We start from the raw sequence: 14,653 nt of genomic DNA on the forward strand, positions 1-14,653 counted from the left end.
ACTTGCCGTTCATCTTGCGCAGCCGTGTCGGACCCGGCCTCTATCCTGTTGCCCATGACCGACTCCTCCGCGTTCGCCGATCCCCACGCCGAGCTCGCGCCGCTGGCCGCCGCGGTGGGTGCGCAACTCGACCGCGCCCGCTCGGACCTGGCCGCGCTCGTCTCCGTGCCGTCGGTACACGGGGCCGAGCCGGAGGCCTGCGAGCGGGCGTGCGAGATGGTCCGCGATCTGCTCACCGAACTGCCGGTGCCCGGCCTGGGACCGGAGGCGGTGGAGGTGGTCGAGACGTCCGACGGGTCGCGGGCCGTGTTCGCCCACCGCCCGGCCGCACCGGGTCGGCCCACGGTGCTGCTGTACAGCCATTACGACGTGCAGCCGGCGGGCGACGAGGGGGCGTGGACCTCCTCGCCGTGGGAGCTCACCGAGCGGGACGGCCGGTGGTACGGCCGCGGCGCGGCCGACTGTAAGGGCAACCTCGTCGTGCACCTCACCGCCCTGCGCGCCCTCGCCGCCGTGGGAGGACGGGGAGAGGGCGACGACGACGAGGGCGGCGCGCCCGGGGCGGACCCGCTGGACGGCCTGGGGATCCGGATCGTCGTGGAGGGCTCCGAGGAGACCGGTGGCGGCGGGTTGGACGATCTCGTGGCCGATCGGCCGGACCTGGTGGCGGCGGACGCGATACTCATCGCCGATTCCGGGAACGTCTCGGTGGGCACCCCCACGCTGACGACCAGCCTCCGGGGGATCGCGAACGTCGTCGTCGCCGTCGACACCCTCGAGGCCGGGGTCCACTCCGGCCAGTTCGGCGGCGCGGCGCCCGACGCGCTGGCCGCCCTCCTCTCGATCCTCGCCTCCATGCGCGACCCGCAGACCGGCGCGACCACCGTCGACGGCCTCGACTTCTCGGGGCGGTGGGACGGACAGGCCTACCCCGAGGAGACGTTCCGCGCCGACGCCGGCGTCCTCGACGGCGTCGAGGTCTCCACGGCCGCGCCGGTGGCCGACCTCGTATGGGCCCGTCCCGCGGTGACGGTGCTGGGCATCGACTGCCCGCCGGTCGAGGGCTCGATCGCGGCCGTGCAACCCCACGCCCGTGCCCTCATCAACCTGCGCGTCCCACCGGGGATGGATCCGGTCGAGGCGCAGGGACTGCTCACCGCGCACATCGAGCGCCGGCACCCCTGGAACGCCCGGGTCACGATCGAGCCCGAGGCCGTCGGTCACCCGTTCCGCTCCGTGCCCGAGGGTGGGTCGGACCCGGTGCACGACCTGCTCTCGCGGTGCCTCGCGCAGGCCTACGGCGCCGAGGGGGTCGCGGAGGTCGGCTCGGGCGGGTCGATCCCGCTGTGCACGGCGCTGCAGCGCGCGCACCCGGACGCGAGCATCGCCCTGTTCGGCGTCGAGGACCCGGCGGCCGCCATCCACTCCCCCGACGAGAGCGTCGATCCCCGGGAGATCGAGCGCATCGCACTCGCCGAAGCGGCGTTCCTCCAGCACTACCGCTGACCGGGGGCGGGGAGCTGAACCGGCTGGACGCTGAACCCACCTGGCACATCTCGGTAACAGTGTGACGGAACAGTGCGATAGTGGATGCAGTGGCGGCTGTCCAGTCCCGGCTGCCCGGAGCAAGGAGCCGCCATGACCGTCCCCGCACCCGTCGCCGCCGTGCCGAGCACCCGGCGGGCATCCGCCGCCCGCCGAGCGGGACGCGCCCTGCTCGCCACCGCCACGGCCGCGGCCCTGAGCGTCGGCCTCGTCCCGGCATCGGCGCAGGCACAGGGCCTGCCCGGCTCGATCAGTCCCGAGCAGATCGCCAACGACGCCCTCGGCACCATCTCGCCCGAGAGCCTCAGCCAACTCCTCTACTTCGGCAACCTCCCCGGCTCCTCGGGGTCGTCGATGATGAACATCGCTCACCGGCTCGGCTTCTCGCCCAACATGTTCGCCGGCCCGCCGCCGCCGTCGCCGCAGCCCAACCCGAACATCCGCGAGACGAGGTTCGTCGAGGTCTTGGAGAAGAACGGCCGCTACGAGCGCTGGCTCATCGACTCCGCGGACATGCAGCGCGGCATCACCGTCGAGGTCTTCCGCGCACCGGGCGGCGGCGCCGGCGCGCCGTTCCTCTACCTGCTCGACGGCGTGGGCTCCGAGCTGCCCAGCGGCTTCATGCAGTGGGGCGCGGCCGAGCAGTTCGCCGATCAGAACGTCAACCTCATCATCCCCACGGGTGGCCAGGGCTCCATGTGGTCCGACTGGAACGCGCCCGACCCCGTGCTGGGCATCAGCAAGTGGGAAACGTTCATCACCCGCGACCTCCCGCGGATCGCCGAGCCCCGCCTCAGCGCCAACACCAACCGCGCGATCGGCGGCATCTCGATGGGCGCCGGCGCGGCCGTGACCATCGCGACCCGGCACCCGGACCTGTACAACGGCGTGTTCGGCGTCTCCGGCTGCTACTCCACCGACGCGCTCGGCCAGATCCTCACCCGCTACACGGTCGAGAGCCGCGGCGCGACGCTCACCAACATGTGGGGCGAGCCGGGCAACGAGCAGTGGGCCGCCCACGACGCCCTCATCAACGCGGAGAACCTGCGCGGCAAGGCGATCTATCTCTCGTCCAGCACCGGCGTGGCCAACCCCGGTGACTGGGAGGCGTACAACAACGACGCGGCCAACTTCGTCGCCGGCATGGCGCTCGAGCAGGCCACGGACCGGTGCACGTGGGACGCCGACCGCCGCCTGCGGCAGCTGGGGATCCCGGCGCGCATCGACCACCTCCCCACGGGCATGCACAACTGGTCCTACTACTCGCGCCAGATCCCCGTCGCGTGGAACGCCATCAAGCACAGCGTCGGCCTCTGACCGCCGGGCCGTGACGGCGCGCCGATAGGCTCGGCGGCGTGAACGCGCGCCCGGATCTGGACCTGACCCTGCGACTGTCCGCCTCCGCGGCCGACTCCCGCCGGGGCATCGTGCGCGCGCACCCCGAGGTGATCCTCGCGCTGGGGATGCGGGAGTGGGACGCGATCGAGATCGTCGGCGCCCGGACCACGGGGGCGGTGGTGGCCGCCGCGAAGCCGGGTTCGCCGAGCGGGATCCTCGTGGTGGACGAAGTCGTGGCCGCCAACTGTGGTCTCGGCGAGGACGCACGCGTCACCGTGCGGGCCGCGCAGGTCACGGGTGCGCAGTCGATCGAGGTGCAGGGGCTCCCGCCGGCGGGGCGGGGGGTCGCCGAGCGGGTGCTGCGGTCGGCGCTGCTGGGCAAGGTGGTGCGCGTCGGCGATTCGGTGACGCTGCTGCCCCGCGACCTCGGGCCCGACTTCCCCACCGGGGACACCACCCGCACCCTACGCAACACGATGGGCGCGCAGTGGAGCACGGAGCTGCTCACCGTGACCGCGACCGTTCCCGACGGCATCGTGTCCGTGCAGCCCACCACCGCGGTGGTGACGGGCGCGGCGGGATCGGTGGGAACGGCGGGCACCGCAGGGGCGACGGGAACGACGGCGACGACGACGAGTTCCCTCTCCCCCGCCGGTCCCGCCGCGGGCGGCGTCCACGCTCCGGGGTCGTCCGGGACCGCGGCCGCCGGGCCGACCGCGGGTGCCGGGAGCGCGGGTGGGGCCGACGGTTCGGCCATCTCGGCCGTCGCGCGCGAGGATCTCGTGGGGGTGGGCGACCAGGCCGAGGTGCTGGAGCAGTGGCTCTCGCTCGCGCTGGACCGGTCGGACCTGCTGCGGACGCTGGGCGCGTCGCCGCACCTCGGGGTGCTGGTGGCGGGGCCGCCGGGGGTCGGCAAGGCGACGCTCGTGCGGTCGGTCGCGGGCGACCGGCGTCTCGAGGTGATCGACGGGCCGTCGGTCGGCTCCCTCGACCCGGCGTCACGGTTGGAGGCGGTGCGGGCGGCCGCCGAGCGCACGCGTGAACACGGCGGGATCCTGCTGGTGACCGACGTCGACGCGCTGCTGCCGGCCGAGCCCGAGCCGGTCTCCACCCTCGTCCTGGACCGGTTGAGGTCGGTGGTCGCGGCCCCGGGTGCGGCGCTGGTCGCGACGTGCGTCCGGCCGGAGGACGCCGACCCCCGACTGCGCGAGCCCGACGTGTGCGACCGCGTCCTGGACCTACCGCTGCCCGACGCCGCCGACCGCGCCGCCCTGCTGGCCGTCATGCTGCGGGACGTGCCCACCGCGGACCTCGACCTGTCCGCCGTCGCCGATCGCACGCCCGGCTACGTGGCGGGCGACATGCGGGCGCTGACCCGCGAGGCGGCACTGCGCGCAGCCGCCCGCGCCACCGGCGGCACCGACGGCGGCACCGACGGCACGGGAGCCGCGGACGACGCCCTCTCCGGCGCCCGCCTCGAGCAGGAGGACCTCGTCGGCGCCATCAGCGTGATCCGGCCGCTCTCCCGCTCGGGGACGGAGGAGCTGAGCCTGGGCTCGATCACGCTCGACGACGTCGGTGACATGGAGGAGGTGCGCCAGGCGCTCACCGAGACGGTGCTGTGGCCGCTGCAGCACCGCGAGTCCTTCGAGCGCCTGGGCGTGCAGCCACCGCGGGGTGTCCTGCTGTACGGCCCGCCCGGCTGCGGCAAGACGTTCGTGGTCCGTGCACTCGCGGCGAGTGGGCGACTGACCGTGCACATGGTCAAGGGCGCCGAGCTCATGGACAAGTGGGTCGGGTCGTCGGAGAAGGCTGTCCGCGACCTGTTCCGCAAGGCCCGCGACTCGGCGCCGTCCCTGGTGTTCCTCGACGAGATCGACGCCCTCGCCCCACGTCGCGGCCAGACCGGCGACTCCGGGGTGGGCGACCGCGTCGTTGCCGCGCTGCTCACCGAGCTCGACGGCGCCGAACCGCTGGGCGACGTCGTCATCCTCGGCGCCACCAACCGGCCCGAGCTCATCGATCCCGCGTTGCTCCGCCCCGGGCGGCTCGAGCGACTGGTGTTCGTCCCGCCGCCGGACGCGGAGGCCCGCGCCGACATCCTGCGCGCGGCCGGCCGTGACGTCCCGCTGGCCGACGACGTCGACCTGGACGAGCTCGCCGCCGACCTCGACGGCTACTCCGCCGCCGACTGCGCGGCCCTGCTGCGTGAATCGGCGTTGACCGCGATGCGCCGGGACATCGACGCGGCCGAGGTCACCGCCGACGACGTGGCCCGCGCGCGCCTCGCCGTGCGGCCGTCGCTCGACCCCGACCAGGTCGAGAACCTGCGGCTCTACGCGGAGCGACGCGCCGACTGAGCCGGCCCGGGAGCTCGAGGCGTCGACCACACGGGCTTGCCGGGTCCGCGGACGGCAGCCTATGGTGGGGACCATGCGGAAGATTCTCGTAGTAACCGGACGTAACGGGGCCTGACAGACCGGCACCCCCGTTGCGTGGTTGCTCTTTCTCCGTCGGTCATCGTCACCGACGTCGAGAAGCGAGAACACCATGAACGCCGCCACGCACCACCTCCCCACCGGCATCAACGGCCGCACCCCCCACGGCAGCATCGCCCGCGACACCGACTCCCGCGGTGCCACCGCCACTCCCTGCCCCTTCGCCGAACGCTTCGGGCGGCGCATGCCCCGCGGATTCGCCGAGGAGGCGGCCGGGATGGACTGGCGGGCCCTCGTCGACACCTACGCCCCCTCGTCCGACCACTTCCACCTGGCCGATTTCTCGCGGCGCCCGCTCGGTCGTGGGATCACCGCCTACGAGGCGATCCTGGCCACCCGCACCGCCGACGACGCGCCCGGAGACTTCCGCGCTCACCGTCTCACCACCGAGTCCTGTGGCGACCTCACGGCGATGTCGGAGATGCTGAGCCGGGTCGGCGCGCCCGCCGAGATCGAGCGGTTCCACCAGTACGAGGGGCGCGGGTTCGACGAGGCGACGTCGTCGTGGTGCACCATCCTGCGAGCGACGAGCGGCAGGCGCGAGACGTGGGCACTCGGCTTCGGCCAGACCGCGGCGGAGGCGTCCATCTCCGCGCTGCTCAGCGCAGCGACCCGTCTTCACCTGCGGTGAAAGCGGCTCGAAACGCTGTTCTGTAAAGTAAGCGCAGTAACCACGCCCCGGTCGACACCGGTCGCCCGCCCCCTCCCGGCGGGTCCATCCGCATGTCGTCGTCCGATCGACGCAAGGAGAGGAGCCGCCGGTGATCGTGATCCTCGTGGCCCATGCCGTGGCCGCCCTGATCGCGATCCCACTGGTGCTGAGGCTCGGACGCCGCGCTTTCCCGCTGCTGGCGCTCGTCCCCGCCGGCGGCGCGGTATGGGTGGCCGCCAATCTCGACCGTGTGCCCACGGAGACCCTCCAGTGGGCGCCCGGCATCCACCTGACGCTGGACCTGCGGATGGACGCGCTGTCCGCACTGATGTCCCTCATCGCACTGGGCGTCGGCGCGCTCGTCCTGTTCTACTGCACCTGGTACTTCGACGACACCGAGCCACGTCTGCACCTGTTCGCGGCCGAGATGGTCGCGTTCGCCGGAGTCATGTTCGGCCTGGTCGTGGCCGACAACATGGTGCTGCTCTACACCTTCTGGGAGATCACCTCCGTCCTGAGCTTCCTGCTCGTCGGCCACTACGCGGAGCGGGCGACATCCCGCCGCGCCGCCACACAAGCCCTGCTCGTCACCACACTCGGCGGCCTGGCGATGCTGGTCGGCATGATCATCCTGGCCCAGGAGGCCGGGACCTACCTGCTCAGCGAGATCGTCGCCTCTCCGCCGTCCGGCTCTCTCGTCCACTGGGCTCTCGGCCTGGTGATCGTCGGCGCGACGAGTAAATCCGCCATCGCCCCCCTGCATTTCTGGCTCCCCGGAGCCATGTCCGCACCCACGCCGGTGAGCGCCTACCTGCACTCCGCGGCGATGGTCAAGGCCGGGGTCTTCCTCGTCGCCGCCTTCAGCCCGGGCCTGTCCGGATCGTCGACGTGGCAGCTGGCGCTCATCGTTCTCGGCCTGGTGTCCCTGCTCATGGCCGGCTGGCGCGCCCTGCGGGAAACCGACCTCAAGCTGGTGCTCGCCTTCGGAACCGTGTCCCAGCTGGGGTTCCTGCTGGTCCTGGTCGGCATCGGATCGCGCGACACGATGCTCGCCGGACTCACGATGCTGCTGGCGCACTCGCTGTTCAAGTCCGCGCTGTTCATGGCCGTCGGCGTCATCGACAGGACCACCGGCACCCGGGAGATCCGCGAACTGTCCGGTCTGGGACGCAAGAGCCCCGCTCTCGCCGTCTTCTTCACCCTCGCCGCCGCGTCGATGGCCGGTCTGCCGCCCTTCCTCGGATTCGTCGGCAAAGAGTCCGCGTTCGCCACCACGCTGACCGAGGAGCGGCTCCACGGCATGCCGGCGCTCGTCGTCACCGCCGGCCTGGTCGTCGGCTCGGTCCTCACCTTCTCCTACACCGCCCGCCTCGTCATGGGCGCGTTCCGCTCCAAGCCGTTCTTCCCGGACGGGACCAGCCCCGCGGTCGCCGAGTCGAATCCGGCCACCCCGCTCTTCCTCTCCGTGCCCGCGCTCCTCTCCGTCGCCGGCCTCGTGCTCGGTGTGTGGTCGGCCCCCGTCGAGGCGCTGCTCACCCGGTTCGTCGACGTCGCGTTCCCGCCAGGCAGCCCGTGGGCGGGCGAGGAGCCCTACCACCTCGGGCTGTGGCACGGGTTCGGTGTCCCGCTCGCGCTCACCGCGGTCGTATACGTACTCGGCACCATGCTCTACGTCGCGCAGCGGACCGTGGAGCGGATGCAGTTCGAGACGCCCGCCCTGGGTAACGCGGACCGCATCTACGACGCCGTCCTGCGCTTCTTCGACATCCTGTCGCTGCGCCTGACCGCCAGCATCCAGCGCGGCTCCCTCCCGCTGACCCTGGGCATCATCCTGTTCACGCTCGTGGTGTTCCCCTTCGTGTCCCTGCTGGTCGGCACCCGCGAGGGCCTGCGGATGGAACTGTCCGCTAATCCGGTCGTGCTGTTCGTCATGATCCCCATGACCGTCGCCGCGGTGGCCGCCACCGTCCTGCGCAACCGCCTCGCCGCCGTCGTCAGCATGTCCGTGACCGGCTACGGCGTCGCCGTGATCTTCGCCTTCCACGGTGCTCCCGACCTCGCGCTCACCCAGGTGCTGGTCGAGACGCTGATGATGGTCACGTTCGTGCTGGTCCTGCGCACGATGCCCGCCGAGGTGCCCCTGTCCGACGGCTTCCGCCGCCTGCGCGCCTGGCTCGGCATCGGCGTGGGACTCCTCGTCGTCATCGTCGGCGCGTACGCCATCAACGCCCGCCAGGACCCGGCCGTGTCCACGGTCTTCCCGGACATCGCCTACCGGATCGGCAACGGCGCCAACGCCGTCAACGTCACCCTCGTCGACATCCGCGCCTGGGACACCCTCGGCGAGATCACCGTGCTGCTGGTCGCCGCGACCGGTGTGGCCAGCCTCGTCTTCCGCAATCGTCGCTACGGCTCCGGGCCACGCATCGCTGACGCCGACAAGACCCGCTCCGGACGGCGCGGGATGGAGGCGGCCCGGATCGTCATCGAGGCACCGGGGGCTTCGCCCGGCCGGTGGCTGGTCGGCGCGACCGTGCGCGACCCCCGCGCCCGCTCGCTCGTCCTCGAGGTCACCACCCGTCTCATCTTCCCCACGATGATGATCCTGAGCCTGTTCTTCTTCTTCGCCGGCCACAACAACCCCGGCGGCGGTTTCGCCGGGGGGCTGGTCGCGGGTCTCGCGCTCGTTCTGCGCTACCTCGCGGGTGGCCGTTACGAACTCGGCGAGGCCGTCCCGATCGATGCCGGACGGATCCTCGGCGCCGGCCTCCTGCTGGCCGCCGGTACCGCCGCCGCCTCGATGGCCCTCGGTGCGCCGCCGCTGTCCAGCGCCACCTTCGAGTGGACGCTGCCCGTGTTCGGTGAGGTCAAGCTCGTCACCGCGCTGTTCTTCGACGCGGGCGTGTACCTCATCGTCGTCGGCCTGGTCCTCGACATCCTCCGCAGCCTGGGAGCGCGGCTCGACCTCGACGCCGAGGACCTCGAGGAGCTCAGGGCCGTCTACGTCGACGCCACCGACTCGCCCTCCACCGCCGCCCTGCGCCGCGTCCCCGGCGTCGACAGCGAAGCTCCACGGTCCGACCTGGCCGCGCGCCGCGCCGCGCGTCTCGAGGCCGCCGAGAACCAGGGCACCACACCCCAGGGGATGCCATGACCGCCGACTTCGCACTCCTACTCATGGCCGGTGTCCTCAGCGCCACCGGTGTCTACCTGCTTCTCGAGCGCGCGATCATCAAGATCCTGCTCGGCATCATGATCCTGTCCAACGGCGTCAACCTGCTCATCCTCGCGGCCGGTGGAGCCCCGGGGAACCCGCCCATCCGCGGCCGGTCATGGGGCGACAACACCGTCGACTCGGATCCGTTGTCCCAGGCGATGATCCTCACCGCGATCGTCATCACCGCCGGCGTGGGTGCGTTCATCCTGGCCCTGGCCTACCGCTCCTATCAGTTCACCACTGTGGACGAGGTCGCGGACGACGCCGAGGACACCAAGATCGCCCAACGCTCCCCCACCGACGCCTGGTCCGCTCCGGACCGCGACGCCTCGGACGACCAGACCACGGGCCAGCCCACCGAACTCGGCGACCACGTGGATTACGACGACGAGGACCTCGAGGAAGCCGAGGCCGAAGCCGAAGCCCGGGCGGAGGCCCGCGCAGAGGCCAGGGCGAAAGCCGCGGCCGAGGCGCGGGAGGTCGACAGACGAGAGCGGCGGTACAAGAAGGCCGGTAAGGAGGAGGAACTGTGATCTCTCCCGACCTCTTCGGGTACCTCATCCCCTCCGTCGTCCTCCTGCCGCTGCTCGCGGCCGCGCTGTGCCTGGTGGTCTCCCGCCGGCCGCGGGTCCAGAACATCATCACCATCACGACCCTGTCCGCTCTGCTCGTCATCTCCGGGCTCCTGCTGGTGCTCACGGACTCGCACGGCATGCACACGGTGCAGGTGGGCGGGTGGGACGCCCCGGTCGGCATCACCCTGGTCGCCGACCGGCTCAGCGCCCTGATGCTGTGTGTGGCCGCCATCGTGCTGCTGACGGTCATCATCTATGCCGTCGGGCAGGGTGTCCGCGACGGCGACGGCGACCAGCCCACCTCGATCTTCCTGCCCACCTACCTCGCGCTGGCGGCGGGACTCAACGCCGCCTTCATCGCGGGCGACCTGTTCAACCTGTTCGTCGGGTTCGAGATGCTCCTGGCCGCGTCCTACGTCCTGCTCACGCTCGGGGCCAGCCAGGAACGCGTCCGCGCGGGGGTGTCGTACACCGTCGTGTCGATGGTCTCGTCCATGGTCTTCCTGCTGGGGATCGCGCTGACGTACTCGGCCGTCGGCACGCTCAACCTGGCTCAGCTGGCCACGCGGATGGCAGAGGTGCCGGAAGGCCTGCGCAACACGATCTTCGCAGTGTTCCTCGTGGCGTTCGGTATCAAGGCCGCGGTCTTCCCGCTCTCCACCTGGCTGCCCGACTCCTACCCGACCGCTCCCGCCCCGGTCACCGCCGTGTTCGCCGGCCTGCTCACTAAAGTCGGCGTGTACGCGATCATCCGCTTCCACACCCTCGTGTTCCCCGGGGGCGGGATGGACGGGGTACTGCTCGTCGCCGGTCTTCTCACGATGGTCGTGGGCATCCTCGGCGCGATCGCCCAGTCCGACATCAAGCGAATACTGTCGTTCACGCTGGTGAGTCACATCGGCTACATGATCTTCGGCATCGCGCTGTCCAGCGAAGCCGGGCTCAGCGCGGCGATCTACTACGTCGGGCACCACATCATCGTCCAGACGACCCTCTTCCTCGTGGTCGGTCTGATCGAACGCCAGGCGGGGTCGTCGTCCCTGCGTCGGCTCGGATCCCTCGGCGTCGCCAGTCCCGTCCTCGCGGTCACGTTCCTCGTCCCCGCGCTCAACCTCGGAGGCATCCCCCCGTTCTCCGGGTTCATCGGCAAGCTCGCGGTCGTCCAGGCCGGCGCGGAGAAGGGCGGAGCCCTGCTGTGGGTGCTCATCGCGGGCGCCATGGTCACCAGCCTGCTGACGCTCTACGTGGTCGCGCGCGTGTGGTCCAAGGCCTTCTGGCGGCCGCGGGCCGACGCCCCGGAGGGTGCCCTCGCGCTGGCCCGGCCGCTGTCCCTCCTCCCCTCCGACGAGTACGTCGAGTTCGACGAGCGCGAGGAGGTCGGCAAGATGCCCTGGAGCATGCTCGCCCCGACGTGGGCGCTCATCGTGGTCTCGCTGCTCATGACGATCTTCGCCGGACCGCTGCTCCGGGTGGCAGACGGCGCCGCCGCCACCCTGCGCGAGCGCGCCGAGTACCTCTACACGGTCCCCACCGACACCTCACCCGACCGGTACGTCGACTCCGTGACGGGGGTGCGCTGACATGGGACGCAAGCCTTCTCCCGACCTGCGGGTGCTCGGCGCCCGCGTCTTCATGACGTTGTGGCTCACCTTCGCCTGGGTACTGCTGTGGGGCACCGTGGAGATCGGGACCATCGTCTCCGGCCTGCTCGTGGCGACCCTGGTGATGGTCGTCCTGCCCCTCCCCCGCGTCCCCGTCGAGGGCCTGCTGCGGCCACTGTCCACCGCGTGGCTCGTGCTGGTCGTGGCCTTCTACCTGATCCGCTCGTCGTTGGTCGTCGCATGGCTCTCGATCCGGCCGAAGCCGCCGCCCCGGTCCGCGGTGCTGCGGGCGCCGATGCGGCTGAAGTCCGATTTCACCCTCGCCCTCGCGGTGAACACCCTCAACCTGCTGCCCGGCGGCATCGTGGTCCGCGTCGACCCCGTGGCCCGCTACGTGTACGTCCACGTCCTGGACGCCGGCACCGACGAGGCCGTGGAGCAGTTCCGCCGCCAGACCGCGCACGTGGAGAAGCTCTACCTCCGCGCCTTCGAGCGGGACGAGGACTGGAAGCCGAGCCCCGAGCACTACTCGGCCCCCGCAGACAGCGCCCCGAGCGCCGCGAGCACCGTGGCGCCCGCGGAGCCGGTGGATCCCGCCGGCGACACGGACCCGGCAGATCCCGACGCCGACCGGGCCGCCGGCCCCGACAACCCCGCAGGCCCCGACGGCGACGAGAAGAAGCCGTTCGATCCCACGACGGAAGAGGAGGGACCCTGGTGAGCGTCGCACTCGTCCTCTGGATCCTGGCGATCATCGCGCTGACTGCCGCGCTGTTCGTGACGATGATCCGTCTGGTCGGCGGACCCAACACCCTCGACCGGCTCATCTCCCTCGACATGATGGTCGCCGTCGCTCAAGGGGGCATCGCCGTCTACATCGCGTGGACGAAGGACACCACCCCCGCAGCGGCGCTCGTCGCGCTGGCGCTGGTCGCGTTCCTGGGTTCGGTGTCCGTGGCCCGGTTCCGCGTCAGCGACAACATCGGCACCCCCGAGGAGGCCATTTCATGAGCGACGACCTCATCGAGATCATCGCCGCGCTGTTCGTTCTCGCCGGCGCGCTACTGACCTTGTGCAGCGCGATCGGCCTCGTGCGGTTCCGCGACACCCTCAGCCGAATGCACCCGGCGGCCAAACCTCAGGTGCTCGGGCTGGTCCTCGTCCTCATCGGCGCGGGGATCCGGGTTTTCCCGGGCATCGACCTGGGCATGCTCGTCCTCACCGCGATCGTGGCCGTGTGCGCCGCACCCGTGATCGCCAACCGGGTGGGCAATCTCGCCTACCGCGAGAGTGTGGAGGACGGGACCATCACCCACGAGGCGCCCGTGCTGGAGAAGTACACCGGCCCCCGTCTCGACGGCCGCGGACCCCTCTGAGCCGCACCGCGGGCCGCAGAGCCGGGGCTTGAGCGCCGGGCCTGGCGCCGCCTGCGGCCACACACGACGCGAGCCCCGCACCCGTCTGCTCGGGGTGCGGGGCTCGCGGGTCCGGTGGCCGGACCTCAGATCAGGGAGCGGGCTGCGTCGGGACCGCGCTGCCGGCCTGCTGCCCGGCGCCCGGCACCGGGAGTCCGTCGTCGGTGGTGGCCTGGCCGCCGCCCTCGTCGCCACCCTCACCGGGGATGCCGGTCGCGGTGGTGCCGGCCTCGAAGTCCTCGATCGTGTCCGGGTCGTCGGTCTCCTGCGTCTCCGGGATGGACGAGTGGGGCGCCGGCGCGGACTCCTCGGAGTACGTGGGCAGCGTGTACGGCGCGTCGGGATCGGCCGGCTCCTGGTTGGGGCTGCACGCGGCCACCGCGAAGGCGAGCGCGAGTGCGGGAGCCGCGACCAGGATGCGGCGGGCGGTCTGACGCGGGGCCATGGGGGCTCCTTCGATCTCGGGAGGCTGCAAGTCGCTACTGAGCATGCGTCCCGCGGGCGGGCCGGACGCGTGGGCTCATCATATCCTCAGGGGTCAGCGGTCGAGATCCTGGGTGACGATCACGATCACCCCGGGAGCCTCCCCCGCCAGATCCGCCGGACGCGGCTTGGCGGTGATCCCCAGCTGGGCGGCGATCGCCTGCGCGGCCTGCTGCTCACCGGGCCCGGTGCCGTAGAAGGCGGTGGACTCCGCCACCACGCCGCGGTTGGACGGCATGTTGGCCACGTCGCCCACCGCGAAGCCGCTCTCGCGCAGCGCCTCGCCCGTGCGGGCTGCCAGGCCGGTGACGGTGCTGTTGTTGAAGATCTGCACCGGCACGCTGGTCACGTCCGGTCCGGGCGCGCCGGGCTGGGCGGGAGGCTGCCCGGCCGCGGGCGGGTCGGCCGGGGCGGCGGGATCGCCGGGCTGGGCCTCGCCGCCGGCCTCGCCGGGGGCTCCCACCGCGCCGTCCTGACCACCGGGGGCGCCGCCCTGGGCGGGTGCACCCTCAGCCCCGCCGGCCTCACCCTGCGCGGGTTGGCCGTCGGCGCCCTGACCGGTCGAGCCGTCCTGCTCGACCTGGGAGGTGCCCTCGTCGGCGGTGGGGGCCGCCTCGTCGTCGTCGCCCCCGAACAGCTGCACCAGCCCGATGCCCACGGCGAGCACGACCGCCGACAGCAGCACCATCGCGATGGCGCGGTACGGCGGGCCGCTGGGCTCGTCGGGGTCGCCAGCGCCCGGGCCGTAGGGGTCGTCGGCGTCGTACGGGCCGCCGTCCCGGGGGTCGCCGTACTGTGCGTCGTCGTACCGGGGATCGCCGTGGTCGGGATCGCCGGGCTGCGGGGCGTACTGCGGGTTCTCGGACTGGGAGCTCACGCGCCCGAGTCTAGGTCAGTCGAGGCGCATTCCCAGGTTGCGCGCCGCGCGTGCCTTCTGGCGGCTCGAACGCATGCGGCGCAGGCGTTTGACGAGCAGGGGATCGGCGGCCAGGGCCTCGGGGCGGTCGATGAGGTCGTTGAGGATCTGGAAGTAGCGGGTGCCCGACATGTCGAACTGCTGTCGGATCGCCTCCTCCTTGGAGCCGGCGAACTTCCACCACTGCCGCTCGAACTCGAGCATCTTCTGATCCCGCTCGGACAGGGCCGGGTCGGCGGCGTGCAGCTCGTCCTCCCGGTCGCCCCCGGTGGACGCCTCACGCGTCGCGGCAGCCGATCGACCCATGTGCTCGCCTCCTCGCGTACCAGCCTCGCCGAACTGAGTGACCCTGCGCGGATCACACTGTTGTGATTCCCCCGTAGTGAACCACACGCCGGCGCACTAGAATCGGC

13 protein-coding genes are annotated in these 14,653 nt (G+C 71.9%); 10 read left to right on the forward strand and 3 right to left on the reverse strand.

Annotated features, from left to right (window positions below; all coding sequences use genetic code 11):
- Nucleotides 1-54 precede the first annotated feature (54 nt).
- From VYL96_RS13605 to VYL96_RS13650, 10 genes are all read left to right on the forward strand, one after another.
- Nucleotides 55-1,506 carry a M20/M25/M40 family metallo-hydrolase gene (locus VYL96_RS13605; RefSeq protein ID WP_207913544.1) on the forward strand — a complete coding sequence of 484 codons (1,452 nt, stop codon included), beginning with the start codon at nucleotides 55-57 and terminating at the stop codon, nucleotides 1,504-1,506.
- 132 nt (nucleotides 1,507-1,638) lie between these two features.
- Nucleotides 1,639-2,862, forward strand: a complete 1,224-nt coding sequence (locus VYL96_RS13610) for an alpha/beta hydrolase (RefSeq protein ID WP_131885409.1) — start codon at nucleotides 1,639-1,641, stop codon at nucleotides 2,860-2,862.
- A 38-nt stretch (nucleotides 2,863-2,900) separates the two neighbouring features.
- Nucleotides 2,901-5,243, forward strand: a complete 2,343-nt coding sequence (locus VYL96_RS13615) for an AAA family ATPase (RefSeq protein WP_131885410.1) — start codon at nucleotides 2,901-2,903, stop codon at nucleotides 5,241-5,243.
- Between the two features lie 190 nt (nucleotides 5,244-5,433).
- Nucleotides 5,434-6,012: a hypothetical protein gene (locus VYL96_RS13620; RefSeq protein ID WP_061227944.1), complete on the forward strand. Its 579-nt coding sequence runs from the start codon at nucleotides 5,434-5,436 to the stop codon at nucleotides 6,010-6,012.
- Nucleotides 6,013-6,142: 130 nt separating this feature from the next.
- On the forward strand, nucleotides 6,143-9,187 hold the full coding sequence (locus tag VYL96_RS13625) for a Na+/H+ antiporter subunit A (protein ID WP_131885411.1): 3,045 nt from the start codon (nucleotides 6,143-6,145) through the stop codon (nucleotides 9,185-9,187).
- Entirely contained in the window at nucleotides 9,184-9,783 is a 600-nt protein-coding gene (locus VYL96_RS13630) for a Na(+)/H(+) antiporter subunit C (RefSeq protein WP_131885412.1), read from the forward strand. Before VYL96_RS13625 ends, VYL96_RS13630 begins: the two co-directional genes overlap by 4 nt.
- Nucleotides 9,780-11,405: a Na+/H+ antiporter subunit D gene (locus VYL96_RS13635; protein ID WP_061227941.1), complete on the forward strand. Its 1,626-nt coding sequence runs from the start codon at nucleotides 9,780-9,782 to the stop codon at nucleotides 11,403-11,405. The genes VYL96_RS13630 and VYL96_RS13635 overlap by 4 nt, the downstream gene beginning before the upstream one ends.
- Before the next feature lies 1 nt (nucleotide 11,406).
- Nucleotides 11,407-12,147: a Na+/H+ antiporter subunit E gene (locus tag VYL96_RS13640; RefSeq protein WP_131885413.1), complete on the forward strand. Its 741-nt coding sequence runs from the start codon at nucleotides 11,407-11,409 to the stop codon at nucleotides 12,145-12,147.
- Nucleotides 12,144-12,437, forward strand: a complete 294-nt coding sequence (locus tag VYL96_RS13645; protein ID WP_061227939.1) for a monovalent cation/H+ antiporter complex subunit F — start codon at nucleotides 12,144-12,146, stop codon at nucleotides 12,435-12,437. The genes VYL96_RS13640 and VYL96_RS13645 overlap by 4 nt, the downstream gene beginning before the upstream one ends.
- On the forward strand, nucleotides 12,434-12,802 hold the full coding sequence (locus VYL96_RS13650; protein WP_109148793.1) for a cation:proton antiporter: 369 nt from the start codon (nucleotides 12,434-12,436) through the stop codon (nucleotides 12,800-12,802). The genes VYL96_RS13645 and VYL96_RS13650 overlap by 4 nt, the downstream gene beginning before the upstream one ends.
- Nucleotides 12,803-12,932: 130 nt before the next feature.
- On the opposite strand, the gene VYL96_RS13655 is transcribed toward VYL96_RS13650, so the two are convergent.
- The 3 genes from VYL96_RS13655 to VYL96_RS13665 all read right to left on the reverse strand — a co-directional run bounded on the left by VYL96_RS13655 (nucleotide 12,933) and on the right by VYL96_RS13665 (nucleotide 14,546).
- A complete protein-coding gene (locus VYL96_RS13655) occupies nucleotides 12,933-13,286 on the reverse strand; it encodes a hypothetical protein (RefSeq protein WP_131885414.1) in 354 nt (117 codons plus the stop codon).
- A 93-nt stretch (nucleotides 13,287-13,379) separates the two neighbouring features.
- Nucleotides 13,380-14,201, reverse strand: a complete 822-nt coding sequence (locus VYL96_RS13660) for a LytR C-terminal domain-containing protein (RefSeq protein ID WP_131885415.1) — start codon at nucleotides 14,199-14,201, stop codon at nucleotides 13,380-13,382.
- 15 nt (nucleotides 14,202-14,216) lie between these two features.
- Complete coding sequence (locus VYL96_RS13665; protein WP_131885416.1) at nucleotides 14,217-14,546, reverse strand: nucleoid-associated protein NapA; 330 nt, start codon at nucleotides 14,544-14,546, stop codon at nucleotides 14,217-14,219.
- Nucleotides 14,547-14,653: the final 107 nt, after the last annotated feature.

Origin of the sequence: Dietzia maris (genome assembly GCF_036287335.1) — a bacterium.
Lineage (GTDB): Bacteria > Actinomycetota > Actinomycetes > Mycobacteriales > Mycobacteriaceae > Dietzia > Dietzia cinnamea.